This is a genomic window from Gleimia europaea ACS-120-V-Col10b (genome assembly GCF_000411155.1).
Taxonomy (GTDB): Bacteria; Actinomycetota; Actinomycetes; order Actinomycetales; family Actinomycetaceae; genus Gleimia; species Gleimia europaea_B.
The window spans coordinates 487999-510035 of sequence record NZ_KE150266.1 but is presented as its reverse complement, the minus strand read 5'-3'; the positions used below and the strand labels follow the sequence as shown (position 1 = coordinate 510035).

At 56.9% G+C, this 22037-nt stretch carries 18 protein-coding genes and 3 tRNA genes; 9 read left to right on the top strand and 12 right to left on the bottom strand.

The annotated features are described in order from the left end of the window. Positions 1-3 precede the first annotated feature (3 nt). Together cysK and HMPREF9238_RS02295 are read right to left on the bottom strand one after the other, a co-directional pair. Entirely contained in the window at positions 4-936 is a 933-nt protein-coding gene (gene cysK / locus HMPREF9238_RS02300; RefSeq protein WP_016443827.1) for a cysteine synthase A, read from the bottom strand. Between the two features lie 177 nt (positions 937-1113). Next, a complete protein-coding gene (locus HMPREF9238_RS02295; RefSeq protein WP_016443826.1) occupies positions 1114-1752 on the bottom strand; it encodes an IMPACT family protein in 639 nt (212 codons plus the stop codon). A gap of 250 nt (positions 1753-2002) precedes the next feature. Here HMPREF9238_RS02295 and rpmF point away from each other — a divergent pair, with 250 nt between their 5' ends. Then, complete coding sequence (gene rpmF, locus HMPREF9238_RS02290) at positions 2003-2173, top strand: 50S ribosomal protein L32 (RefSeq protein ID WP_016443825.1); 171 nt, start codon at positions 2003-2005, stop codon at positions 2171-2173. 65 nt (positions 2174-2238) lie between these two features. Here the strand turns inward: rpmF and HMPREF9238_RS02285 are convergent. Both HMPREF9238_RS02285 and ilvA read right to left on the bottom strand, forming a co-directional pair. Continuing rightward, positions 2239-2311 (bottom strand) — tRNA-Arg (locus tag HMPREF9238_RS02285). A 66-nt stretch (positions 2312-2377) separates the two neighbouring features. Continuing rightward, positions 2378-3643 carry a threonine ammonia-lyase IlvA gene (ilvA, locus tag HMPREF9238_RS02280; protein ID WP_016443824.1) on the bottom strand — a complete coding sequence of 422 codons (1266 nt, stop codon included), beginning with the start codon at positions 3641-3643 and terminating at the stop codon, positions 2378-2380. A 128-nt stretch (positions 3644-3771) separates the two neighbouring features. Here ilvA and orn point away from each other — a divergent pair, with 128 nt between their 5' ends. The 4 genes from orn (at position 3772) to ettA (ending at position 7943) form a co-directional block, all read left to right on the top strand. Continuing rightward, entirely contained in the window at positions 3772-4398 is a 627-nt protein-coding gene (orn, locus tag HMPREF9238_RS02275) for an oligoribonuclease (protein WP_016443823.1), read from the top strand. Between the two features lie 153 nt (positions 4399-4551). Continuing rightward, positions 4552-5682 (top strand): hypothetical protein, encoded by a 1131-nt coding sequence (locus tag HMPREF9238_RS02270; protein ID WP_016443822.1) that lies wholly within the window; start codon positions 4552-4554, stop codon positions 5680-5682. A gap of 8 nt (positions 5683-5690) precedes the next feature. After that, positions 5691-6170, top strand: a complete 480-nt coding sequence (locus HMPREF9238_RS02265) for a single-stranded DNA-binding protein (RefSeq protein WP_016443821.1) — start codon at positions 5691-5693, stop codon at positions 6168-6170. Between the two features lie 90 nt (positions 6171-6260). Next, positions 6261-7943: an energy-dependent translational throttle protein EttA gene (gene ettA / locus HMPREF9238_RS02260; protein ID WP_016443820.1), complete on the top strand. Its 1683-nt coding sequence runs from the start codon at positions 6261-6263 to the stop codon at positions 7941-7943. Positions 7944-8048: 105 nt separating this feature from the next. Here ettA and HMPREF9238_RS02255 read toward each other — a convergent pair whose 3' ends face one another. Both HMPREF9238_RS02255 and HMPREF9238_RS02250 read right to left on the bottom strand, forming a co-directional pair. After that, positions 8049-10427, bottom strand: coding sequence for a bifunctional metallophosphatase/5'-nucleotidase (locus tag HMPREF9238_RS02255; protein ID WP_016443819.1), 2379 nt, complete (start codon positions 10425-10427; stop codon positions 8049-8051). A gap of 130 nt (positions 10428-10557) precedes the next feature. Continuing rightward, the gene (locus HMPREF9238_RS02250) at positions 10558-11550 is read right to left on the bottom strand and encodes an acyl-CoA thioesterase (protein ID WP_016443818.1); all 993 of its coding nucleotides are present in this window, start codon (positions 11548-11550) and stop codon (positions 10558-10560) included. A 61-nt stretch (positions 11551-11611) separates the two neighbouring features. Between HMPREF9238_RS02250 and HMPREF9238_RS02245 the strand changes: the two genes are divergently transcribed. Together HMPREF9238_RS02245 and malQ are read left to right on the top strand one after the other, a co-directional pair. After that, positions 11612-11860 (top strand): PTS sugar transporter subunit IIB, encoded by a 249-nt coding sequence (locus HMPREF9238_RS02245; RefSeq protein ID WP_016443817.1) that lies wholly within the window; start codon positions 11612-11614, stop codon positions 11858-11860. Positions 11861-11970: 110 nt separating this feature from the next. Then, entirely contained in the window at positions 11971-14118 is a 2148-nt protein-coding gene (malQ, locus tag HMPREF9238_RS02240) for a 4-alpha-glucanotransferase (protein ID WP_016443816.1), read from the top strand. A gap of 93 nt (positions 14119-14211) precedes the next feature. Here the strand turns inward: malQ and HMPREF9238_RS02235 are convergent, their stop codons facing one another. The 4 genes from HMPREF9238_RS02235 to HMPREF9238_RS02220 all read right to left on the bottom strand — a co-directional run bounded on the left by HMPREF9238_RS02235 (position 14212) and on the right by HMPREF9238_RS02220 (position 19784). Continuing rightward, a complete protein-coding gene (locus HMPREF9238_RS02235; protein WP_016443815.1) occupies positions 14212-14673 on the bottom strand; it encodes a PTS sugar transporter subunit IIA in 462 nt (153 codons plus the stop codon). After that, entirely contained in the window at positions 14673-14918 is a 246-nt protein-coding gene (locus HMPREF9238_RS02230; RefSeq protein ID WP_016443814.1) for a PTS sugar transporter subunit IIB, read from the bottom strand. The genes HMPREF9238_RS02235 and HMPREF9238_RS02230 overlap by 1 nt, the downstream gene beginning before the upstream one ends. A gap of 132 nt (positions 14919-15050) precedes the next feature. Beyond that, a complete protein-coding gene (gene pepN / locus HMPREF9238_RS02225) occupies positions 15051-17600 on the bottom strand; it encodes an aminopeptidase N (protein WP_016443813.1) in 2550 nt (849 codons plus the stop codon). 183 nt (positions 17601-17783) lie between these two features. After that, entirely contained in the window at positions 17784-19784 is a 2001-nt protein-coding gene (locus tag HMPREF9238_RS02220; RefSeq protein WP_016443812.1) for a M13 family metallopeptidase, read from the bottom strand. 197 nt (positions 19785-19981) lie between these two features. Here HMPREF9238_RS02220 and HMPREF9238_RS02215 point away from each other — a divergent pair, with 197 nt between their 5' ends. Continuing rightward, complete coding sequence (locus tag HMPREF9238_RS02215) at positions 19982-20737, top strand: SDR family oxidoreductase (RefSeq protein WP_016443811.1); 756 nt, start codon at positions 19982-19984, stop codon at positions 20735-20737. 165 nt (positions 20738-20902) lie between these two features. Here HMPREF9238_RS02215 and HMPREF9238_RS08550 read toward each other — a convergent pair whose 3' ends face one another. Continuing rightward, positions 20903-21490: a PepSY domain-containing protein gene (locus HMPREF9238_RS08550; RefSeq protein ID WP_016443810.1), complete on the bottom strand. Its 588-nt coding sequence runs from the start codon at positions 21488-21490 to the stop codon at positions 20903-20905. An 89-nt stretch (positions 21491-21579) separates the two neighbouring features. Further along, a tRNA-Pro gene (locus HMPREF9238_RS02205) sits at positions 21580-21653 on the bottom strand. Positions 21654-21755: 102 nt separating this feature from the next. Here HMPREF9238_RS02205 and HMPREF9238_RS02200 point away from each other — a divergent pair. After that, a tRNA-Gly gene (locus tag HMPREF9238_RS02200) sits at positions 21756-21829 on the top strand. Positions 21830-22037: the final 208 nt, after the last annotated feature.

Below are 22037 nucleotides of genomic sequence, written 5' to 3'. Positions count from 1 at the left end.
CTCCTACTTCTTAATATCCGCCCACAGGGCAGTGGAGAGGTAGCGTTCGCCGGTGTCAGGCAGTACCGTGACAATGGTTTTGTCAGCAAACTCGGGGCGTTTTGCAACCTCGAGGGCGGCCCAAAGGGCAGCGCCGGCGGAGATTCCTACGAACAGGCCTTCCTCGCTGGCCGCGCGGCGAGCGGTCTTGAGCGCATCCTCAGTTTTGACCGTGATTACCTCGTCTATCACGCTGCGATCCAGATTGTCCGGCACGAAGTTAGCGCCAATGCCCTGAATTCCATGCGGGCCCGCACTGCCCTCGGTAAGTAGTGGCGATTCGGCTGGCTCAACCGCGATGGCCTTGAGATTCGGATTCAGCTTCTTAAGGGCACGCGTAACGCCAGAGATAGTGCCGCCCGTTCCCACGCCGGCAACCACCACATCAACGTTGCCGTCGGTGTCCGCCCAAATTTCGGGGCCCGTGGTCTCCTCGTGCATCTTCACATTGGCGGGATTAGAGAATTGGGAGGCGAGGATGGAGCCTGGTCGCTGTGCAACAATCTTCTTCGCGGCCTCTACCGCACCTGCCATGCCGTCCTTCGGGTCGGTGAGTACAAGCTCCGCCCCAAATGCGCGCATCAGCTTCTTGCGCTCCTCGCTCATCGAGGATGGCATTGCAATGACTACCTTGTAGCCGCGCGCGGCGCCAACCATGGCGAGGGCAATGCCGGTGTTTCCGGAGGTGGCCTCAACGATCGTGCCGCAGGGTGTAAGCTCGCCCGACTTCTCGGCGGCATCTACGATAGCCACGCCGATGCGGTCTTTAACTGATGATCCCGGGTTGAAGTATTCGAGTTTTGCAAGGACTTTCGCGCCTTCTCCGGCCATGCGGTTGATGCGAACTAGAGGGGTGCGTCCTACGGTTTCGGTGACATTGTTGGCGATATTAGCCATGTGAAATCTCCTGTGTGTCTGCAGTCTAAAGTTTCAAAATTTGCGAACAAAAGCTGGGTGCCGGCGCCATCGTTTCCCGGGCAGGCGGGCACCCTACAGACACTGCGTACACGCAGGGGTGCGAAAAAGTCGCGCAAAAACAATTTTCTTAATAGTCACGTGACCATAATAGTGGCGCTAGTGTGGCGCGTCGACCTCAACAGTTGTTGGCTCCATCGCGCGCGGGGTAATGTCCCCGCCAGAAAGCTGGGCGATAAGGCTTACAAACTCGCTTTCGCGCGCAGGATCCAGCGCTACGGTGATCGTTGCGAACTGTCCGTACGATACGTCTGTGATGTTGAAGCCGCGAGCGCGAATGTCTGCTTCGATGCGGCCAGCGTAGGAGTGCGGGGCGTCCAGTTCGAAGCGCAACACGTCCTTGAACTCCACGATCTGGGCAAGCTTTAACGCTTCAGACACGCAGGAGGAGTACGCGCGAATCAGGCCGCCCGCGCCCAGCAACACGCCGCCAAAATAGCGGGTGACAACTGCGGTTACGCCTACCAGGTTTTCGCGCAGAAAAACTTCCAGCATGGGCGCGCCGGCTGTTCCAGAGGGTTCGCCGTCGTCATTGGAGTGCCCGATCTCATTGGAACCTTCGGGTTTGACTACAAAGGCGGAGCAATTGTGCGTGGCGTCGGGGAACTCCTCGCGGATGGTAGCAATGAAGGCACGGGCATCTGCTTCGGTAGTGGTTTGTGCCAAAGTGGTGATGAACTCTGACCGCTGGATTTCTAACCGGTTGCGAACCCAGGTTCCCGTTTTAACGCCGCGCATGTGCCCTCCTTATCGTCCATTGTATGCAAGACGGCGTTGCGGCCCGGGCGCCGATGACTGTCGGGCCGTAAACGCGCGAGTTTATGCACGTTCTTTGGTGGCTGGGGGCGAATTTGCTAAGCTAGAACAGTTGCCAACGCGCCTATCACGCGAATCACACTGTTTGCAGTGGTGTTTTAGGCGCGGTTCGTGGCAAAGTGTACCTTGGTAATTGATCGATTTCTTTTGATTGTGAAGGAGCGGGCGGGCTATGGCAGTACCTAAGCGCAAGATGTCCCGGTCGAACACTCGCACTCGCCGGTCGTCGTGGAAGGCTAAGCTCCCGGAGCTTCAGACTATCCGTGTGCAGGGCCGCGAAGTCCGAGTGCCTCGTCACCTTGTAAAGGCTTACAAGGCTGGTGCCATCGAGATTGAGGACTAGTCTTAGATAGTTAAAGAACGAGCCTGGGTTTTCCCAGGCTCGTTTTGTATTCTCATTTTCCTGCGCACCCCCGACAGGATTCGAACCTGCGACCAATTGCTTAGAAGGCAACTGCTCTATCCACTGAGCTACGGAGGCTCTAGGCGCTTTCGCACCTGTATTGCACGCCTATTCTAGGTTGTTCCCCGAAGTGAACCAAATGCGTTAAATGAGCAGGCGGAATATTTCGGAGTCCAGCGGTACTTGCTCCACGTGTAGGGGCGAGGATGCCATTTTGCGGCGTAGCTGGTGAATATCTGAAGCGCGAGCAAGGTCGATGCCCACGAGGGCTGGGCCCGTGTCACGGTTGTTTTTCTTGGTGTACTCAAAGTGGATGATGTCTTGATCTTCGGCAAGTACGTCGCGCAGGAAGCCAAGGAGTGCGCCTGGCTCTTGCGGGAAGGTCACCAGGAAATAGTGCCGCAGTCCCTCGTGGCGCAAGGAACGCTCCTGGACTTCGGCGTAACGGGACAGGTCATTGTTTCCTCCCGAAACGAGGGCTATGACCGGCCCGTTAGGGATGCGTGGCAAGTACCGGCGGGCAGCGGCAGAAGCGAGGGCGCCAGCCGGCTCGGCGATAATGCCTTCGGAATGATACAGGTCAAGCATTTCAGAACACACCGCGCCCTCGGGAATGACAATCACGTCGTCAAGGTATTCGCGCAGGATGGGGAAAGTGACATCACCAACGCGGCCCACGGCCGTGCCGTCCACGAAGTTATCAACCTGGTCTAGCGAGACGGGCTTGCCGGCACGCAACGCGGCCTTGATGGAGGCCGCTCCTTCCGGTTCGACGCCGATTACTTTAATGGACGGGCGCATGGTTTTAAGCCACAGTGCGATTCCGGCAGCAAGTCCGCCGCCACCCATCGGAAGCAATACACAGTCGGTGTCGGCAGGAATCTGTTCGGCCAGATCTACCGCGATGGTGCCCTGGCCGGCTATAACCATCGGATCATCGTAGGCGGGCACGAACACCAGGTTCTCGCGCTTAGATACCTCCATTGCCTGAGCATTGGCGGCGTCGAATGTGCCGTCAACAATGATTTGCTCAACCCAGCCGTCACCGATAGTGGCGATCCGGTCACGCTTTTGCCTCGGAGTGTTGGAAGGCAGGAAGATTTTGCCCCGGATTTTCAATGCCGCACACGCGTACGCCACGCCCTGCGCGTGGTTTCCAGCAGACGCGGCCACAACCCCGCGCTCCGCCTCGCTATCAGTTAGGGACGCAATCTTGTTGTACGCCCCGCGCACCTTAAACGAGCGGCACAGCTGAATGTCTTCGCGTTTCAAATAAATCGGTACGCCCACTTCCTCGCTGAGCCTGGGGGAGTACTCCAAAGGAGTATTCTTTGCGATGGGAGCCAAACGCTTCGCGGCCTCGTCAATATCTTTTGCGCTGAGTTGAAAATCGGAATCCATGTCCCACATCTTATGGACATATACGAACTAGCCGTTTGGACGTCCCAAATGTGAACGCAGCGTAAAAATAGGGCGCACACGCCGCGCGGAGGCAGGACCAGTAAAAAGTTTGCCGAAAAATCACTAAAGTAGGTGACATGAGCAAAAAACCCCGTCGTCCGCTCGTGTGGATTGACTGCGAAATGACCGGCCTTGACCTTGACAAAGACGGGCTTGTTGAAGTAGCCGTCGTCATCACCGACGAGCAGCTAAACGTTGTAGACCCCGGAATTGACATCGTCATTAAGCCTTCGAAGCAAGCGCTGGAAAACATGGGAGATTTTGTGCGCAACATGCACACCGAGTCCGGTTTGATTGATGAGTTCGAAAACGGGGTTTCGCTGGAGGAAGCTCAACGCGAGGTTTTGAACTACGTGAAGAAATTTGTTCCCCAACCGCGCCAGGCGCTACTTGCCGGAAACTCGATTGGGACGGACAAGGCGTTCTTGGAGCGCGACATGCCTGATCTCATCAACTACCTGCACTACCGCGTGGTTGACGTGTCTTCAATAAAGGAGCTAGCCAAGCGCTGGTATCACCGCACGTTCGAGGAAGCCCCGGCCAAACATGGCGGACACCGCGCTCGCGCGGACATCCTCGAGTCCATTCAAGAGCTCGTCTACTACCGTCGCGTGCTCTTCCCACAGGGGGAGGGGCCCAGTAGGGAAGAGGCCCGAGCAGTTGCGGCTGAGGTCGTAGCCCTGGGAATTCCGAGCATCGAGTAAGGCGGACTCAAAACCCAGTTTCAAAGCCCAAGTTTGCGCGGTTTCCACAAGGAGGCCGCGCAAAACTGTATCCACAACCCGCAGCTTGCCCGATTTCCGCTCTGGCACCCGGTTCGCATCATGAAGTCATCCATCTAGTTGAGAGGACTTCAGATGAAAACTGAAAGGCGCCGCGTAGTGGCAGCTTCAACGGCTCTATTTGCGGCATTAACCTTGAGTGCGCCGGCAGCGCTCGCGGCCGAGGAGCCTTGGCAGATTTTGGGACAGGGACAGCTGTTCGTTGCAAAATCAGGCGAGTACTACGGGGTTTGCGCCGGTGATGATCAGCTTAGAAAAGGCGCTCCGGTAGCGCCAAAGGACGCTTCGTTCAATGCCTACCAGGTTGGTCAAGACACCCCGCGAAATGCGGTGACATCCATTGGCAATACCGATATTAAGACGGTGATGAGCGCGGATAAAACGTGGATAGTCGCTACCCTTTACCACCTTTACGCAAACGACGTAACCAAAAGTGAGCATCATGCGAAGTCGTTTAGTTATGCGGTGCAAAGCCAGCTTTCAAGCTATGGCAGATTCGCCATCGAGGGTCTTGAGGACGGTGGCGAGCTTGCCCGCCAGATGATCACTGAGGCAGAAAAGATTGCTGGGCCTTACACGCTAAAGCCGTGGGTTTCTTACAAGGATGGTCTGGTTAAGGTCGAAAACCTGGGGGTCAAGGGCAGATCCGGTTGGATCAAGGGATTGCCCGTGGAAGTCATGTTTAAACATGCTAGCTCAGGTGAAGTGAAAAAGAACCTTGCAACCGAATCGGAACCAATTAGCGTCGAAGCCGAGTTTGCCGACCCGGGTGACGTATCGGTTCGCGTTAAAGTCAGTGGCCTGCCCGCGAACGAGATCAACATTTGGGAACACCCGAAACACCAGGATTTAGTGGTGGTTAAGCCGGGCAAAAGCGTACTTGAGGCCAGCGGTAGTGTAAATGTTCCTCAGCCGTCAACGCAGCCCACGCAGCCCACCACTCAACCGATTACCGAACCCACGCCTCCAGCGACAACGCCGCCAACGCAGTCGCAAACCGAACCAACTACCCAGCCGGTGTCCGAGCCGCCCAGCCAGCCCACCCAGCCGGAGAGTGAGCCAACACCTACACCAACTACGGCCGCTACAGAACAGCCGCCAACGCTTGCGAAAACAGGCGTCGCCACCCTGTTCTTGCCCGCGTTTGGGTTTGCCTGCCTGGGCGTTGGATTGGTGCTGTTTAGGCGTAGCGAGCGCAAAGCATAGGAGAAATCATGGAAGATACTTGGAATTCAAATACCGTCGTTGCAGATAGCAATACCACTGTCGCTACCGTTGCGGTGCCAACCTCATCGCGGTTGAAAACATTCTCGGCCGATGCGGTGAATATTACTGTTCGTGGCCGCCTCGGATCCCAAATAGACCTGAAAACTTTGCCGTCGGGATCGAAGCTGGCCAGGGTGCGGATGGCCGTCACTCGGCGTGGGCGTGACGATGCGGGCAACTGGCATGACGCGTCAACAGCTTGGTACACGGTGAAAATGTGGGGTCAGTTGGCTGAGAATGCGGCTCAGTCTTTGCAAAAGGGGCAGCCGGTGATTGTAACTGGCCGACTCGAAGTTAATGAGTGGAGTAATCCGCAGAGCGGAAGCAGGGGAACAGAGCTTGTTATCACCGCTACAACCATTGGTCATGACCTTGGGTATGGAACGGCCTCATACAGCCGCTCTGTACGGGAACCAACTACTCGATAAACCGTGAAAATCCGCCGGCTCGCGTTGGATCGGGCCGGCGGTTCACGTACACTAGGCTCGACTAAGCCTAGTTAAACGTGAAGGTATGGCATGGCCGAATATATTTACCAAATGATCCGCGCGCGTAAGACGCACGGAGACAAAGTAATTCTTGACGACGTGACGATGGCGTTCTTCCCGGGCGCAAAGATCGGCATGGTTGGCCCCAACGGCGCCGGCAAGTCCTCGATTTTGAAAATCATGGCGGGCCTGGACGAGCCGTCAAACGGCGAGGCTCGTCTTTCCCCTGGATACACGGTTGGTATCTTGCAGCAGGAGCCCCCTTTGGACGAGGACAAAACTGTTCTTGAAAACGTGGAGCTTGGTGTTGGTGAAACGGTAGCGAAACTTAAGCGCTACAACGAGGTTTCGGAAGAGATGGCTAATCCGGATGCAGATTTTGACGCTCTCATGGAAGAAATGGGCAAACTGCAAACCGAGATCGATGCGGTGAACGGCTGGGATCTTGAATCGCAGCTAAACCAAGCTATGGATGCGCTTCGCTGTCCGCCGCCAGACACGCCCGTGAACGTACTTTCCGGCGGTGAGCGCCGCCGCGTGGCACTTTGCCGCCTGCTTCTTGAAGCTCCGAACCTGCTCCTACTGGATGAGCCCACTAACCACCTGGATGCCGAATCAGTGCTCTGGTTGGAACAGCACCTGGCTTCCTACCCGGGCGCTGTCATCGCAGTGACCCACGACCGTTACTTCCTAGATCACGTGGCCCAGTGGATTGCCGAGGTTGACCGCGGGCGTTTGTACCCGTACGAGGGTAACTACACTACCTACCTGGAAACGAAGAAGGAACGCCTTCAGATTCAGGGGAAGAAGGACGCCAAACTTGCCAAGCGTTTGAAGGACGAACTTGAGTGGGTGCGCACGTCCGCCAAGGGGCGGCAGGCGAAGCAAAAGGCTCGTCTTGCCCGCTATGAGGAGATGGCTGAAGAAGCTGAGCGCACCCGCAAACTGGACTTTGAAGAGATCCAGATTCCGCCGGGCCCGCGCCTGGGCAACGTGGTGATCGATGCTTCCAATTTGCAAAAGGGCTTCGGGGATCGCAAGCTCATTGACGGCCTGTCCTTCTCCCTTCCGCGTAACGGCATCGTGGGTGTGATTGGCCCCAACGGGGTTGGTAAAACCACGCTGTTCAAGACGATCGTTGGGCTTGAACCACTCGATGGTGGTGATCTGAATATCGGTGAGACCGTCAAGATTTCTTACGTAGACCAAACCCGCGCAGGAATCGATCCGAACAAGACTCTATGGGAGGTCGTGTCTGACGGCCTTGACTATTTGGAAGTCGGGAACGTTGAGGTTCCCTCGCGTGCGTACGTGTCCGCGTTCGGCTTCAAGGGTGCTGACCAGCAAAAGCCGGCGGGCGTGCTCTCCGGTGGTGAGCGCAACCGCTTGAACCTGGCGCTAACCCTGAAGCAGGGTGGCAACCTGTTGCTCTTGGACGAGCCAACTAACGATCTCGACGTCGAAACGCTGGCATCCCTAGAAAACGCGCTCCTGGAGTTCCCCGGCTGTGCTGTTGTAGTTACTCACGACCGCTGGTTCCTTGACCGCGTGGCCAGCCACATTCTCGCTTGGGAAGGCACCGAAGATAATCCTGCGAACTGGTACTGGTTTGAGGGTAACTTCGAGGCATACGAGAAGAACAAGATTGAGCGCCTCGGCCCAGAGGCCGCGCGCCCGCGCCGCGTGACGCACCGTCGCCTAACTCGCGACTAAAGAGTTCCACCCCGCGCGGTGGCTCTCTTCAAATAGATAAAGTTTTGGCCCAGATGGAAACATCCGGGCCAAAACTTTGTTGGGAGCTAGTTCAGTAAGATGAACCTACGCTTGCCGGCGGCGAATCGCCAGCATCGTGCCGCCTGCGAACAGGAGGGCCAGGGCGCCAGCTGCCGTGCCAAACATGGAAACACCAGTCTTAGCTAGTGGCTTGTTCGGAGCCTTAGTGGCGCTTGCAGTTGTGCCCTCGGGGGTGTCCGGGGCTGGGCTACCGCAGTCCACGCTGATGCCGAGACCAGAAGCTGGTGAGATTAGCTCTGGTGTGTCAGAACCCTGTTCGTCAGCGCTTCCGGCCTTAACCGTGAGCGGCAGGTTCACTATTCCCGAGCGATCCTCGCACACTCCGGAGACGTTGAACTCTAGCGGTGCATTAGTGTAGCCAACACCATCGGCAGTGACGATAGCGTTTTCGTTTGCCGCATTCTCATCTTCAAGTGTGTTGTTTACCTCGGCGCTCGCCACGTTCTTGTCGTCGATGAAGAGCGTAACGTTCTTCGGGGCTGCCTCATCCGGTCCGGAGAACGACAGTCCGCGTAGGGACAGCTTGCCGGAAACAACCGGCTTGCCGTTCACAGTGTCTACGCTGTGAGTTAGCGTGGCGCCAACGGAGGAAACCGCTTGGCGCGGGGCAACCTTCGGGTTGGCCTCCAGGTACTTCTGGATCCATTCGCGGTCCAAACCGTCGGGGATGGTGGTCAGGGTAGCGTTGATTGAGTCTTCCTTGAGGACGTCAAACGAGTCACCGCCGGAAAGGAGGAACGTTACCGAACCTACCGAGTAGATCGCCTGTGGATCAATGGGCTGGCCATCGAGCAGGATCGAAGTTATGCGCTCACCCATCGGGCGCGCCGGATCGTAGGTGTACTTGACGTTTTCAGACAGGCCGAGCTTTAGCATCGGACGCGTGGAGTTTTCACCAATTTCCTTCCACTGCTGTTCAAGTAGCGTCTTGAACTGGGCGCCCGTCATCTCAACGTAGCCAACTTCGTTGGAGAACGGGGCTACAGCAAAGACGTCACCAACAGTGAGCTTGCCGTCAGTTGGAACGAGGTCGGCGCGCAGGCCACCAGCATTGATGATGCCAATGTCGATCGGCTTGCCGTCAAGCTTAGTAAAGGAGCCCTTCATCGCGTCAGCAACCAGGCTACCGAGGGTGGATTCGGTGCCACGGTTCTCACCGGATTCCTGCTTGCCGCGGTAGAAGGCGCTGTTGGTTTTTAGAACTACCTTTTCCTTGGCTTCCTTAGCCTTGGCAACAGCGTCGTCAACAATGGCCTTGACAGTAGCGTCTTCACCACAAGCCACAACGTCGGATGCGGGGATCTGAACAGCTTTAGCTTCTTCGATCTTCTTCTCAACCTTGTTGTACTTTAGTTCCACGTTTGCGAGGTTGTCCGTGAAGCTACCTGACGCGGTGGTAGCGAGGATCTTCTTGCCGTCCTTGTTCACTAGAGCATTGTCACCAGAGAAGTAGTACGGCTTGTGCGTGTCGCCACCCATCAGGATATCCACATCGCTGGAGAGGCGAGGAGCGGAAATCAGAACGTCGTTGTCGTAGAGCGCAACGACGATATCGGCCTCGCCGTTACCTTCTTGACCGTCCTTAAGGATCGCTGCGTACTTGTTTACCGTCTCAGCTGCGGGCAGGAACTCGACATCATCAAACGTGCCGGGTGCTACCTTGGTGGGCGCATCCTCTTCAATGGCTGCGATGAAGCCCACCTTGACTCCAGAGGGGGACTCCCAGATCTTGAACGGGTCAAACAGCGTTTCGCCGGTGGATTTGGAAACAATGTTTGCGGCTAGGTAGGGGAATTCAATCTTGGTGTATCCGCCCTCACCCTTAACGCGCTGTTGGAGCACGTCGATGCCCTTGTCGAACTCGTGGTTACCGATCGCGGAGGCAAAAACCCTGGAGTTGTTCAGTGCCGCAATGGTCGGATTGTCATCTTGTGAGCCCGAGGTGAACGGGGAAGCACCAATGTTATCGCCAAGAAGCGTGAACACGGAGTTCTTATTTTCTGCCTCCGCCTTTTTCACGTAGCAGGCGGTGGAAGCCAAGCCAGCTTCAGATACCTTGCCTTTACGCTCGGCTTTTTCAATATGACCGTGAATGTCGGTCATGTTGAAAAGGTTCATGGTGACAACGTCGTCTTCAAAATCCTTGGGTTTTGGAGTTTCAGACTCGGGGGTGTTGGCCGGCTCAGCTTCGAGCGCGCTATCCTCACCCGTAACATCTTTATTTGCGTCTGCCGGTGCGCTGTCGCTATTGGTCTTTTCGACTTCAGCTTCGCTACTGGCCGCGTTTACCGGGTTAGCTTCGGATTCGCTGACAGGATCTTCAGCAAATGCGGCGAGTGGAGAGACTACTAGCGCGGCGGTTGCGATAGCACCCGCAGCTAGGGTCTTCACAGATCTCCTCATTAATTTTCTCCTTTGAGTGTGAAACGCAAAAATACGTTGCATTCCATCTTAGGACCTTAAGAAAACCTGTGTACAGAAAATAAAAGTTTGGCGGCACAAACTTTTTCGCTCGTTTACTGTTTCGCTACGTTTACGAAACGGGTGGGACTTCAAAACTCCAACTGGAGGGGGCAGCGCCTTCTTCGGGAAGGCGAAGCATGGCTTCTTGCATGGCTTCGGCCACTAGATCGCCATCTTCGGTGAAGACGCGCACGTGTCCGGTGGCGCGCGCTCCATTCGCGGAGGGGGACTCTTGGTCGTAGAGCAGCCACTGGTTAATGTCGAAGTCTTGGTGGAACCACATGGCGTGGTCGAGGCTGGCGAGCGCGAGGCCGGGGGTGAGCCACGACAGTCCGTGGGTGCGCAGTGCAGGTTCCATCATTACCTGATCGATAACGTAGGCGAGGAGTGCACGCGAAACCAGGGGAGTAGCGCCCGCGATTTCCGCGCGGGGTTTCATCCACAGTTGCTGGCATCGGCTCTTGTCTGGCGAGGCGTTGATGTACAGGTTTTCCTGTACGTGCCGCACGTCGAAAGCTGCGGTTTTGCCAAGGAATTTGCCAACGGGGTGTTTGAGGGAGCGGAAGTATTCGAGGGCGGAGATGAGCTCTTCTGGGCCAGGCACATCCGGGATTTGGGAGGAGTGTTCAACGCCGGGTTGACGCAGTTGGAAACTAGCCATGAGCGTGAGGATGTCACGCCCGTCTTGCGTGGCGCTGACTTGTCGGGAGGCAAATGAGCGCCCGTCATGGGTGCGTGCCACTTCAAAGCTGATGGGACGAGCCGGATCGCCGCCGCGCAGGAAGTAAGCGTGGAGTGAGTGGGGTGGCCGGTCGTGGTGATCTTCGACGGTAGCGGCTGCGGCCAGGAGGGCCTGGGAGAGCACTTGCCCGCCGTACACTCGGTTCATTTGCGGCAGGGAATCAGCAACGAAGCGGTCCGCTTCTCCGTCGCGCAACTGAAGCACTCGCAGGACGGAGGCGAGGGGCTCGCTGGTGATAGTGGGAACACCAATCGGTTCAGTCATGACACTCATTGTTGCGCGAATTAAGGTGGCGTGCACGCCAGCTAGTACTTTTGCCACTTCCAATTTGTAATCTGAGACACTATTATGTGAGTCGGGTTACATGTGTGGAGGAATGAAAGTGACGATTGCAAAGAAACTCGTTGAGGGACTCGGTGGCGCCCAAAATATCGAGGAGCTTGAGTCTTGCATCGTGCGTATCCGCGCCATCGTTTCGGAGCCGGCCCTTGTGAGTGAGGCCGTGATCCGCGAGACGAGCCCGATTGGCGTTGTGTCTTCGGGCCGCTACGTGCAGATTATCGTTGGCCCATCTTCTGATGACCTCGTGGACGAAATGAATAGGACCATTAAAGCAACGGCGTTTTGCTGAACTTTTCGCGCACTTACTTTTCCTCACGGATTGGTGGGTGCGCGATAATTTTGGGCCCGGCCATTATCGGACTAAAATTGGTGCGATACCCATCGCATCGGGAGTTTTCAATGACGCAGCTTTCATTCGACGCAGCCAATCTTGACCGTTTGCAGCATCTTGCTTCGCTGAACGGTGTTTCTACCAGTTTTTGGGACTGGCATGGCAACTTGCTGGACGTTAATGCCCAGACGTTGATTACTACGCTGCAGGTACTGGGCGTGGGTCTGTCGGATGCGCCGGATGCGGCCGAGTTGGATCGCTGTATTGCGGGGTTCGAGGATGACAAGTGGCTGACAGTTTTGCCACCCACCACGGTGTTGCGCGGCGGCAATTATGGTGAACTGTTGGTGCACGTTCCCGATGGGGAAGACGTCAGTGTTTCGGTGGTGTTTGAGGATGGCTCTGCGCGTGAGCTTCGCCAGGTGGATAACTGGGAGCCCCCTCGTGCTGTCAATGGCGTGTTGCGCGGGCGCGCCGCTTTTGCTCTAGAGACAGATTTCCCGCTGGGTTATCACAAGCTTTACGCGCATCTTGGCAATGGTGAAAAAGCCGAATCGCACCTGATTGTGGTGCCGAGTGCGCTGAATTTGGATGAGAAACTGGCGGGCAAGAAGTGGGGTATTTCCAGCCAGCTCTACTCGGTGCGAGCTAATGATAGCTGGGGCATGGGAGATGCTCGCGTCCTGGCGGCGATGAATCACACGTTTGCGCAGATTGGCGCCGATTTCCACTTGATTAACCCGTTGCATGCGTCGGCTCCCGTGGTGCCGATCGAGGCATCCCCATACCTGCCGGTTACCCGCCAGTTCATTTCTCCTCTCTACATCGCACCGCGTTTGATTGCTGAGTATGCGGATCTGGGCGAGACCGCGAAGGCTTACGTAGAGGAGCTCAACGCGGCCTCACGCACGGAAGATTCGGATCACATTGGCCTGATTGATCGCGACGCGTCGTGGTCGGCTAAGGTGCGCGCGCTGTGGGAGATCTTCACGATTGGTCGTAGCGCGAAGCGGGAGGCGCAGTTCAACAGTTTTATTGCCGAGGGCGGCCCTGCACTGTATAAGTTCGCGGTGTGGTGCGCATTGGTTGAGCGTTACGGGTTGCATTTGCCTGAGAAGTACGCAGATTCGGACTCCCTTGCGGTGGCCGCATACGCGGAGCAGAACTACAAGCAGGTGCGTTTCCACATGTGGATGCAGTGGATCGCTAGGAACCAGTTGGATGACGCGCAGGAGGTCGCGCTTGCGGGGGGCATGAGTATTGGCATCATGTCAGACCTTGCAGTTGGCGTACACCCGTATGGTTCCGAGACCTGGTCGCAGCCAGAGCTGTTTGCGCGCGGCATGACGGTTGGTGCCCCGCCAGACATGTATTCCCAACTTGGTCAGGATTGGTCGCAGCCGCCGTGGAATCCGCGTGCGCTCGCGCAGGCGGGGTATGAGCCGCTTCGGCGGATGATTCGCGCCGCAGCACGTTTTTCTGGCGCTATCCGCATTGACCATATTCTGGGCTTGTTCCGCCTATGGTGGATCCCCAACGGCAAGACCGCGAATTTCGGTACGTACGTGAACTACGATCACGAGGCGATGGTTGGTGTCCTCTTACTTGAGGCTTACCGCAATAATTCGATTGTGATTGGTGAGGATCTGGGCACGGTTGAACCCTGGGTGCGCGGATACTTGAACGAACGTGGTGTGCTTGGCACGTCGATCCTGTGGTTCGAGCGGGAGGATGACGGCTCGCCGCGCCGCCCGGAGAACTATCGTCGCGATGTTCTCGCCGCCGTGAATACACACGATTTGCCGCCCACCGCCGGATATTTAGAGGGTATCCAAACGTCGATCCGCGAGGAGCTTGGGCTACTTGTGGAGCCGGTGGAAGCGGTGCGTGCCGCTGATGCTACAGAGTTGGAGATGTTCACCTCGCGCATGGTCGAGTACGATCTGTTAGCGCAGGAGCATCGGGGTGAAGAACAGCCTCTGATCGACGCGTTGCACCGCTATATTGCGATGACGCCGTCGCGTCTCCTGGTGGTGTCTTTGGTTGACATTGTGGGTGAACGTCGCCCGCAGAACTTCCCGGGCACAAGCACGCAGTATCCGAACTGGCAGATTCCGCTGGGCGATGAGAGCGGCCGGGAGATCCTAGTGGAGCAGCTAACTCCTGACTCTTTGGCGCATTTCGCGGATGTGATGAACGCGGCCGTCCATAGCTGAAGTGGTAATTAGTATCTGATTTGGTTGCTCCCACGCGATGCGCGGGAGCAACCAAACTGCGAAGTCTAAAGCTTGCCGCTTCTACGGTTTTGCTTAGCCGTTTTTGACGGTGTAGAGGTGGTCTTCGCGGGCAATCTTGTTGCCCGGCGAGGTGTGTAGGGTGAGCATTTCTTGGGGTAGATCACAAGCGATCACGGATACGGAGGTGGACAGGCCGGCCTCTTTTGCAACGGCGGAGTCCCACCTGACGATGGCTTCCCCCTTATGCACGGTTTCGCCTTCGGCTTTTAGAACTTCGAAGCCTTTGCCGCGTAGCTTGACAGTGTCGATACCCAGGTGAACGAGGATTCCAATGCCGGAGCGCCCGAACACAATGAAGGCGTGCGGGTGCACTTTGAGGAGTTTGCCGGGGGCGGGGCAGACGACGTCGTGCCAGCGCTCTTCCACTGGGGCTACGGCAAGGCCTGACCCAACGATGCCTTGAGCGAGGACGGGGTCGTCTACGTCTTCAAGGGCGATGATTGTCCCGCTCAGGGGAGAGCAGACTTCTAGCATTACTGCAGTTGTCCGATTTCGTCGGCGATTTCGTCTGCCTCTGGCCCTACTACTACCTGGATGACGGTTCCAACTTTGACGACTCCGAAGGCACCCGCAGATTTGAGGGCGTCGTCGTTCACCAGGGCACGGTCGCGAACCTGTACGCGTAGGCGCGTAATACAGGCTTCGAAAAATTCGATGTTTTCTTTTCCACCAAGACCGGCAACGATGGCTTCAGCACGAGTCGCGTGTTGGTCACTCATTTCCACTCCTATGCTTTTTGTCTCTATTTAGGATACTACGCGCCACCTAGCTGGATCGCTTGATTGGCGGCGCGTAGTGCAAGGCGGGTCCGCGTGATTAAGCGGGCCCGCCTTGTCAGGAAATACCGGGTGTCACAGTTTTTGGATGGCGGCGGCTCGCTGCGCCTCAGAAATACTTTCAGACAGGAGGCGGACAAGGCCAGCAGGTGCGTCCTGGTGGGCTTCAAGCCACTGTTTTCCGATGGCTACGACGTCCACGTTTTCGAGGCGTCCAGCAATCGGTGTGGGAAAGCCGAGTGCCATGATGGACTGCGCTGTGTGTGGCGTGTTGTTGTTCCACACGTCGAGGGCAGCGTCGAAGAACTTCGTCGCGCCCGCAGCAAATAGTTCGGGCTTTGCAACGGCACCCGCCCAGTATCCGCGACCTGCGGCGATGCGCATGTCGTTGGACAGGTCGGGGTTGTACATGAAGTTTTCGAACGCGGCGTCCTTCACGGCCTGATCCACTTTGGAGGCGCGAGCCTGGGTGGCCATTTGTTCGCCGGTCATAGTGGCGTCTTCGGCCAGCATCTGGTCGATCTCGGCGTCACCGGCAATGCCGGCAACAACGGAGGCGGTGAGGAGTGCCCAGCGCAACTCTACGTCTAGGTCAAGGCCCACCAGGGTGTCTTGGCTGGTGCGCAGGCGCTCAATCGCTTCACTCTGCTTAGGGGTGGCGGCGCGGCGCGCGGCAGCAAAGGCAAGTAGCCTTTGCTGGTCGGAGCCAGACGAGGATGCACGCAGCAACAGCAGGAGCCGGTCTGCAAGGTGTTCGAGCACCTCAGCGCATTCCGCGTTGGATGTGTAGTACGTAGCCGCCGTGTCGAGTTGGCGGAGCCACAGGCCCATGACGGTGATGTCTTTTTCAACGGGCAGGGCGGCCGTGACCAGGTTGATAAACGTACGGGCCGGCATTTGCGCGTCACGAACCATGTCCCAGGCGGAGGCAATGATGATGGACCTCGTAAGCGAGTCTTCAAACTTGTCGATGTTCGCGGTTGCGAAAGCCAGGGAGTCTTCATCCATGCGGATCTTCGCGTACGCGAGGTCACCATCGTTAACCAGGATGAGGGCCGGACGCTTGATTCCGCTGGCACTTTCAACGACGGTGCGTTCGCCTTCAACGTCGAGCTCTTCATGGAACGTGCGTTCAATGCGTCCATCAACGAGGTCGTATCCGGCCACCGCTAGGCGGTGCGGGCGAAGGGAGGATCCGGGGGTGAAGGTTTCTTGTACTACGGCAAGTTCACCCAGGGTGCCGTCTTCGTTCAGGTTGAAGTCGGGGCGAAGCAGGGTGACGCCGGCTTCTTCAAGCCAGACTTTAGACCAGGCTTCAAGGTCGCGTCCAGAGGCCGCTTCAAGCTCACCCATGAGGTCGGGCAGGGTGGTGTTTTGCCACGCGTGCTTCTCAAAGTATTTGCCGAGAGCGGCAAAGAAGTTGTCACGGCCAACGTAGGACACCAGCTGGCGAAGTACGGCCGCGCCCTTGGCATAGGTGATGCCGTCGAAGTTTACTTCCACGTCTGCCAGGTCGCGGATGGGAGCGACGATGGGGTGCGTGGTGGGCATTTGGTCTTGTCGCATGCCCCAGTCTTTACGGGCCATGAAACCGATCCACGCGTTCTTCCACTCTTCTGTGCCTTCGGCCAGGCACAGGTGGGACATGAACTCGGCAAAGGACTCGTTGAGCCACAGGTCGTTCCACCAGCGCATCGTGACCAGGTCGCCAAACCACATGTGGGCAAGCTCGTGCAAGATTGTGTTGGCTAGGCCCTCAAGTTCGGCGGCGGTGGGCTTGGCGCGGAAGATGTACTGGTCGCGGAAGGTCACGCAACCGGCGTTCTCCATGGCGCCCGCGTTGTATTCGGGTACAAAGATCTGGTCGTACTTGCGGAACGGGTAGGGACGGCCGTACTCCTTTTCGAAGAAGGCAAAACCTTTGCGGGTGACGTCCATGACCCAGTCGGCGTCAAGATACTGCTCCAGGGATTGACGGCAGTACACGCCGAGGGGGATTTCTCTGCCGTCGGTGGATACGAGCGATCCGGTTTTGCCAACGTAGGGGCCGGCAATGATCGCAGTGATGTAGGAAGAGATTTTTTCGGTGGGGGTGAAATCCCACCGCTTAAGCCCATCCACGTCAGTGGGTGCGGGAGTGGGCGAGTTGGAAAAGACTACCCAGTCGGCTGGCGTGATCACGTGGAACGTGAACTGTGCTTTCATGTCGGGCTGTTCGAATACGGCAAACACGCGGCGCGAGTCGGGCACTTCGAACTGGGAGTAACAGTAAGACTTACCGTCGGCCGGGTCGGTAAAGCGGTGCAGGCCTTCGCCGGTGTGCATGTACCGGCATTTGGCTACGACGGTTACGCGGTTGCGGTCTTTTAGCCCATCCAGGTGGATGCGTGAGTCTTGGAAGGCCGCAGTGTCTCTTTGTTCACCATTTACTTCCAACGAGTAGACCTCGTCGGCAATGAGGTCGAGGAACGTCTCGGCACCCTCGTGCGCATCGAAGTCCACCACAGTTTTGGAGGTGAAAGTTTCATCATTTTCAGCCAGGTTCAGTTCCACGTCGTAGTGGTGGACGGATGCTATTTTTGATCTTTCTTCAGCTTCAGCGCGCGTCAGGTTTTGCCCTGGCATGGTGCCTCCTGTGTCCGGTTTGTCCGCAAAATTTGCGCAACAAGTATTTATCACGTGTTTATATACAATTCTTACACTTTTTTGCAAAACTTTCCCCGCTGAACGCAAATTCTTGTTCAGCGGGGAAAGTTTGAGCTGGTTTCGCGCTCTTCTTGCGCTAGCAGAAGACCATGCCTTAGCTGGTTACCAGATTTCTACGCGGTCACTGGGGTCTAGCCACATGCCGTCGCCAGGCTGGGTGTGGAACGTTTCGTGGAAGGCATCCACGTTGCGTAGCACGCCGTTGCAGCGGAATTCGGAGGGGGAGTGCGGGTCAATGGCCAGCAGTTGCAACGCCCACTCGTCACGCGCTTTGGAACGCCAAATGCGCGCCCACGAGTAGAAGAACTGTTGCGCTGCGGTCAGGCCGCCGCGCTCCTCATCGGCTTCGGTGCGTCCGGATTCTTCGAGGGCAATGTGGTAGGCCTTCCACGCGATCCCCAGGCCGCCAAGGTCGCCGATGTTCTCACCGATTGTGAGCTTGCCGTTCACCTTGTGTGAGTCGTCAAGCTGCTCGGGCGAGAACGCGTCGTACTGGGCGATGAGGCTAGAAGTGCGCTCTTCGAAAGCCTTGCGGTCTTGTTCAGTCCACCAGTTGTTGAGCTTGCCTTCCCCGTCGTAGTGCGAGCCTTGGTCGTCAAAACCGTGGCCGATTTCGTGGCCAATAACGGCGCCTATCGCCCCGAAGTTCGCCGCGTCAGTCTCGCTTGGATCAAAGAACGGGTTTTGCAAAATGGCAGCGGGGAACACGATCTCGTTCATCGTGGGATGATAGTAGGCGTTGACCGTTTGCGGGGTCATGAACCATTCCTTCTTGTTGACCGGGCCAGACAGCTTGCCGGCCTCCTCATCAACGTGGAACTGCGCAACCGCGCGCACGGACTCAACCAAGGTGGCGCCAGGCGTGAGCTTTGAGTAGTCCTTCCACTCGTCCGGATAGCCAACCTTGGGGGTGAATCCCGCTAGCTTCTCCAAGGCGCGTTCGCGAGTCTCTTCGCCCATCCACTCCAACTGCGAAATGGAGCGACGGTAGGCCTCCAACAGGTGTTCAACCAGCTTGTTCATCTGCTGTTTGTATTCGGGTGGGAAATGCTTAGCAACGTACTTCTTACCCAGCGCCTCACCCATGGCTCCCTCCACAAATGAAACGCCGCGCTTCCAGCGGGGGCGCTGCTCGGTGGCGCCAGTGAGAAGACGGTTGAACTCGAACCCATTGTCAACAAACGCCTTAGCCAGGTAGGGTGAACGCGTCTGGATAACCTGCCCGTACGCCCACTTCTTCAAGGTGCCCAGGTCAGTGTCATTCCAGAGGGAAGGGATAGCCTCAACGTAGGACGGCTGGCGCACGTTTACGGGCGTATCGCCAGTGGTGGGCAGACCGGTGGCTTCCCACCAGGAGGCCCAAGGGTAGTCGCTGTTCGTTTCGGCGAACTGACTGAACGTGGTGGGGTTGTTGGACGCCACGGCGTCGCGAGTTTTCACATTGTCCCAGTGGTGGGACGCAACTTTAGTTTCGAACTCCAGCACGTCGGCGCCAAACGCTTCACCCACGGCGTTAGCCCAACCCTCAAACTGAGCATCGGTGGCGATGATTTCGCGGGCCTTGTCTAGGTAGGTGACTAAACCTTGGCGTACGACTTCGTACTGGTCTTCACGGTAGTACGCCTCGTCGGGCAGTGAGATGCCGGCCTGGTAGGTGAAGACCGTGTAGCGTGCCGGATCGTTCATGTCCGCATCGATGATGGCCTCGAGGATTCCTCCCACTCCCGTGGCTGCAAGCTTACCCATCGCGACTGCAAGCTCCGCGTGAGTTGCCGCCTGATCAATGAGAGCAAAGTCAGGGGCCAGCGGTTTTGCGCCGAGTTCCTCCACGGCCTGCTCGTCCATGAACTGGGTGTAGAGTGTGGCGAGCTTTCGCTCTTCCACGTCCGCACTGCCTGGGTCTAGGGCCTCAACAATCGTATGAATATGCTCTTCGGCCTCGTCCCGCAGCTTGTAAAACGCACCGTCGCTGGGACGGTCGGAAGGAATCTCGTGTTCCTTCAGCCACGTTCCGTTCGCGTGGCGGTAGAAATCTTCGGTTGGTTTGATGGACTGATCCATGATCTTCGGATCAGTCAGTGAGTCTGAATAAGAATTTGCCATGCCTCAACCTTAACGAAACTAGGCGGCGGGTGAATTCTGGCTCTGCCTGCCCGTGATGAACTCGGCGACGATTCGCGCCATCCGCACGCGAAGCTAAACCGAGGCTCACCGCTGAGCAATCGGATTAGTGAAGCGACACTGGATGCTAGTGACTAAATTTGAAAGCGAAAAAGAACACTCGTTTTTAGGAGGCCACGATGGGTAGCAAACTCGCGATCGTTACGGGCGCGTCAACCGGTATTGGGCGGGCAACGGTAGTGAAACTAGCCGAGCAGGGCTGGAGAGTTATTGCGGTAGCCCGGCGCGAAAATCGGCTAAACGAACTCGCCAAACAAACGGGGTGCTACACGTTCACCGCAGACCTAACGAGTGAAAAACGCATTCGGGAACTCGTTGAATACGCTGCAACAATCGGGCACGTAGACGCCCTGGTAAACGTTGCGGGCGGCGCTCGCGGTGTGGACGCGGTGGCGGATGCTCAGATTGATCGTTGGAAGTCGATGTATGAGATGAACGTGGTTACTGCGCTTGGCATGACGCGGGCGTTTTTGCCGCAGATGCGTAAGGGCGGGGGAACGCTCGTGTTTGTCACGTCGACGGCTGCGCATGACACGTATCCGGGCGGAGGGGGATATGTTGCTGCTAAGCACGCGGAGCGCATGATTCCGCTTACGCTACGTCAGGAGCTGGTTGGAGAGCCGGTGCGGGTGATTGAGATCGCTCCTGGAATGGTGCGCACAGAAGAGTTCTCGCTGAACCGGCTGGGCAGCCGAGAGGCGGCCGATGCGGTGTATGCGGGCGTGGAGAAGCCGCTGGTTGGCGAAGACGTGGCGGAGGCGATTGCCTGGACGATGAACCTGCCGGAGCACGTGAACATTGATTCAATGATTATTCGCCCGGTTGAGCAGGGGACTAACACCCTGACACGCCGTATGGGGAGCTCTAGCGAGTAGCGAGTATCAGGAACCAGATGCGCGTCCGCGACTAGTAGCAAACGAACAGGGGCTGACAGAACAATCTGTCAGCCCCTGCGTCAGTCCGGTGCGTCTAGCCGGCTTTAATCAGCCTTTTGTGCTGGTGTGTGGCCTATGGACGGGTTACTTGCCTCGGTGGCGTAGTTAGTTGTCTTTTACCTCTACAACAGAGCCGGACTGGTAGTCTAGGCGGACCTTCTTGTAGTCCTTGGCGTTAGCGTCGTCAAAGTCTATTTGCCAGGTGACAGTGCCGTTGTCTTCATCAAGCTCTACCTCGTCGATGTAGCCGTCTGGGACGTCCGCTAAGGCCTTTTCGATCGCGTCGATCATGGGTAGGGCCTGCGCACCGTATTTCTTGTCATCGCCATCAGCGTTGTCAGTTTCGTGTTTAGTGACCTTACCGGCCGCATCAGCGTAGTATTCGATTTCGTTTTCGCCGTGAATAACGGTGACTTTCCACAGGCTCTTGGAGTCTTCACGGTCTAGGCTCACAGCCTTTCCACCAGATTCAGCTTCAACGGCCTTGATCGCGTCGATAGCGGCCTGGTTGTCGGCGAACGGGATGATATCGGAGGATGAATCGCCCGTAGTTTCAGATGTCTCCTGCGCCTGGGTGGCTGTTTGCGATGGGGCCGTTGTGTGCGCTTCTTCATTCGAGCTGGCAGTGCAACCGGTTAGGCCAAATGCGAGAGCGCTGGCAGATACTAGTGCGATGTACTTTGTTTTAATCATGCCAATAGTCTTTCGAACATATTGGGGTAGCGCATCTTGAGGGTGGTGAAATGAGGAAGGTCCTCAGCGGTTTGCTGAGGACCCAACTGTCGGGGTGGCGGGATTTGAACCCACGACCTTCCGCTCCCAAAGCGGACGCGCTACCAAGCTGCGCCACACCCCGTGCCAAGAGACAATCATAGCGGGTAATGGCCTGCATTTCACAACTCGGGGGTTTTCCGGTAACATCTCCATTTGTCGAAGCGGTGAATGCCGACTTCGCCGCGCGAGTGTAGCTCAATGGTAGAGCCTCTGCCTTCCAAGCAGATAGTGCGGGTTCGATTCCCGTCACTCGCTCCACTTAGACGTCGGATTTGATAAGTACCCTTTTGCGTTAGCGAGTATCGCTTAGGGGGCAAAATCGCTTGCGTTAGCGGGTTTGGGTTTTGCGTTACCTAGTATCGCGTTTTCCCTGTTCGGGTGGGATTTTGGGGTTTAACTCGCTAACGGAGATGAAAAATGTGTCTTTCTGACTCGCAAATAACGCTTCACAGACTAGGGATTCTGA

What these genes read in the sequence shown, in the direction of transcription:
- cysK (WP_016443827.1), bottom strand. Translation starts at nt 936, where the DNA reads ATGGCTAATATCGCCAACAATGTCACCGAAACCGTAGGACGCACCCCT.
- HMPREF9238_RS02295 (WP_016443826.1), bottom strand. Translation starts at nt 1,752, where the DNA reads ATGCGCGGCGTTAAAACGGGAACCTGGGTTCGCAACCGGTTAGAAATC.
- rpmF (WP_016443825.1), top strand. Translation starts at nt 2,003, where the DNA reads ATGGCAGTACCTAAGCGCAAGATGTCCCGGTCGAACACTCGCACTCGC.
- ilvA (WP_016443824.1), bottom strand. Translation starts at nt 3,643, where the DNA reads ATGTGGGACATGGATTCCGATTTTCAACTCAGCGCAAAAGATATTGAC.
- orn (WP_016443823.1), top strand. Translation starts at nt 3,772, where the DNA reads ATGAGCAAAAAACCCCGTCGTCCGCTCGTGTGGATTGACTGCGAAATG.
- HMPREF9238_RS02270 (WP_016443822.1), top strand. Translation starts at nt 4,552, where the DNA reads ATGAAAACTGAAAGGCGCCGCGTAGTGGCAGCTTCAACGGCTCTATTT.
- HMPREF9238_RS02265 (WP_016443821.1), top strand. Translation starts at nt 5,691, where the DNA reads ATGGAAGATACTTGGAATTCAAATACCGTCGTTGCAGATAGCAATACC.
- ettA (WP_016443820.1), top strand. Translation starts at nt 6,261, where the DNA reads ATGGCCGAATATATTTACCAAATGATCCGCGCGCGTAAGACGCACGGA.
- HMPREF9238_RS02255 (WP_016443819.1), bottom strand. Translation starts at nt 10,427, where the DNA reads ATGAGGAGATCTGTGAAGACCCTAGCTGCGGGTGCTATCGCAACCGCC.
- malQ (WP_016443816.1), top strand. Translation starts at nt 11,971, where the DNA reads ATGACGCAGCTTTCATTCGACGCAGCCAATCTTGACCGTTTGCAGCAT.
- HMPREF9238_RS02235 (WP_016443815.1), bottom strand. Translation starts at nt 14,673, where the DNA reads ATGCTAGAAGTCTGCTCTCCCCTGAGCGGGACAATCATCGCCCTTGAA.
- HMPREF9238_RS02230 (WP_016443814.1), bottom strand. Translation starts at nt 14,918, where the DNA reads ATGAGTGACCAACACGCGACTCGTGCTGAAGCCATCGTTGCCGGTCTT.
- pepN (WP_016443813.1), bottom strand. Translation starts at nt 17,600, where the DNA reads ATGCCAGGGCAAAACCTGACGCGCGCTGAAGCTGAAGAAAGATCAAAA.
- HMPREF9238_RS02220 (WP_016443812.1), bottom strand. Translation starts at nt 19,784, where the DNA reads ATGGCAAATTCTTATTCAGACTCACTGACTGATCCGAAGATCATGGAT.
- HMPREF9238_RS02215 (WP_016443811.1), top strand. Translation starts at nt 19,982, where the DNA reads ATGGGTAGCAAACTCGCGATCGTTACGGGCGCGTCAACCGGTATTGGG.
- HMPREF9238_RS08550 (WP_016443810.1), bottom strand. Translation starts at nt 21,490, where the DNA reads ATGATTAAAACAAAGTACATCGCACTAGTATCTGCCAGCGCTCTCGCA.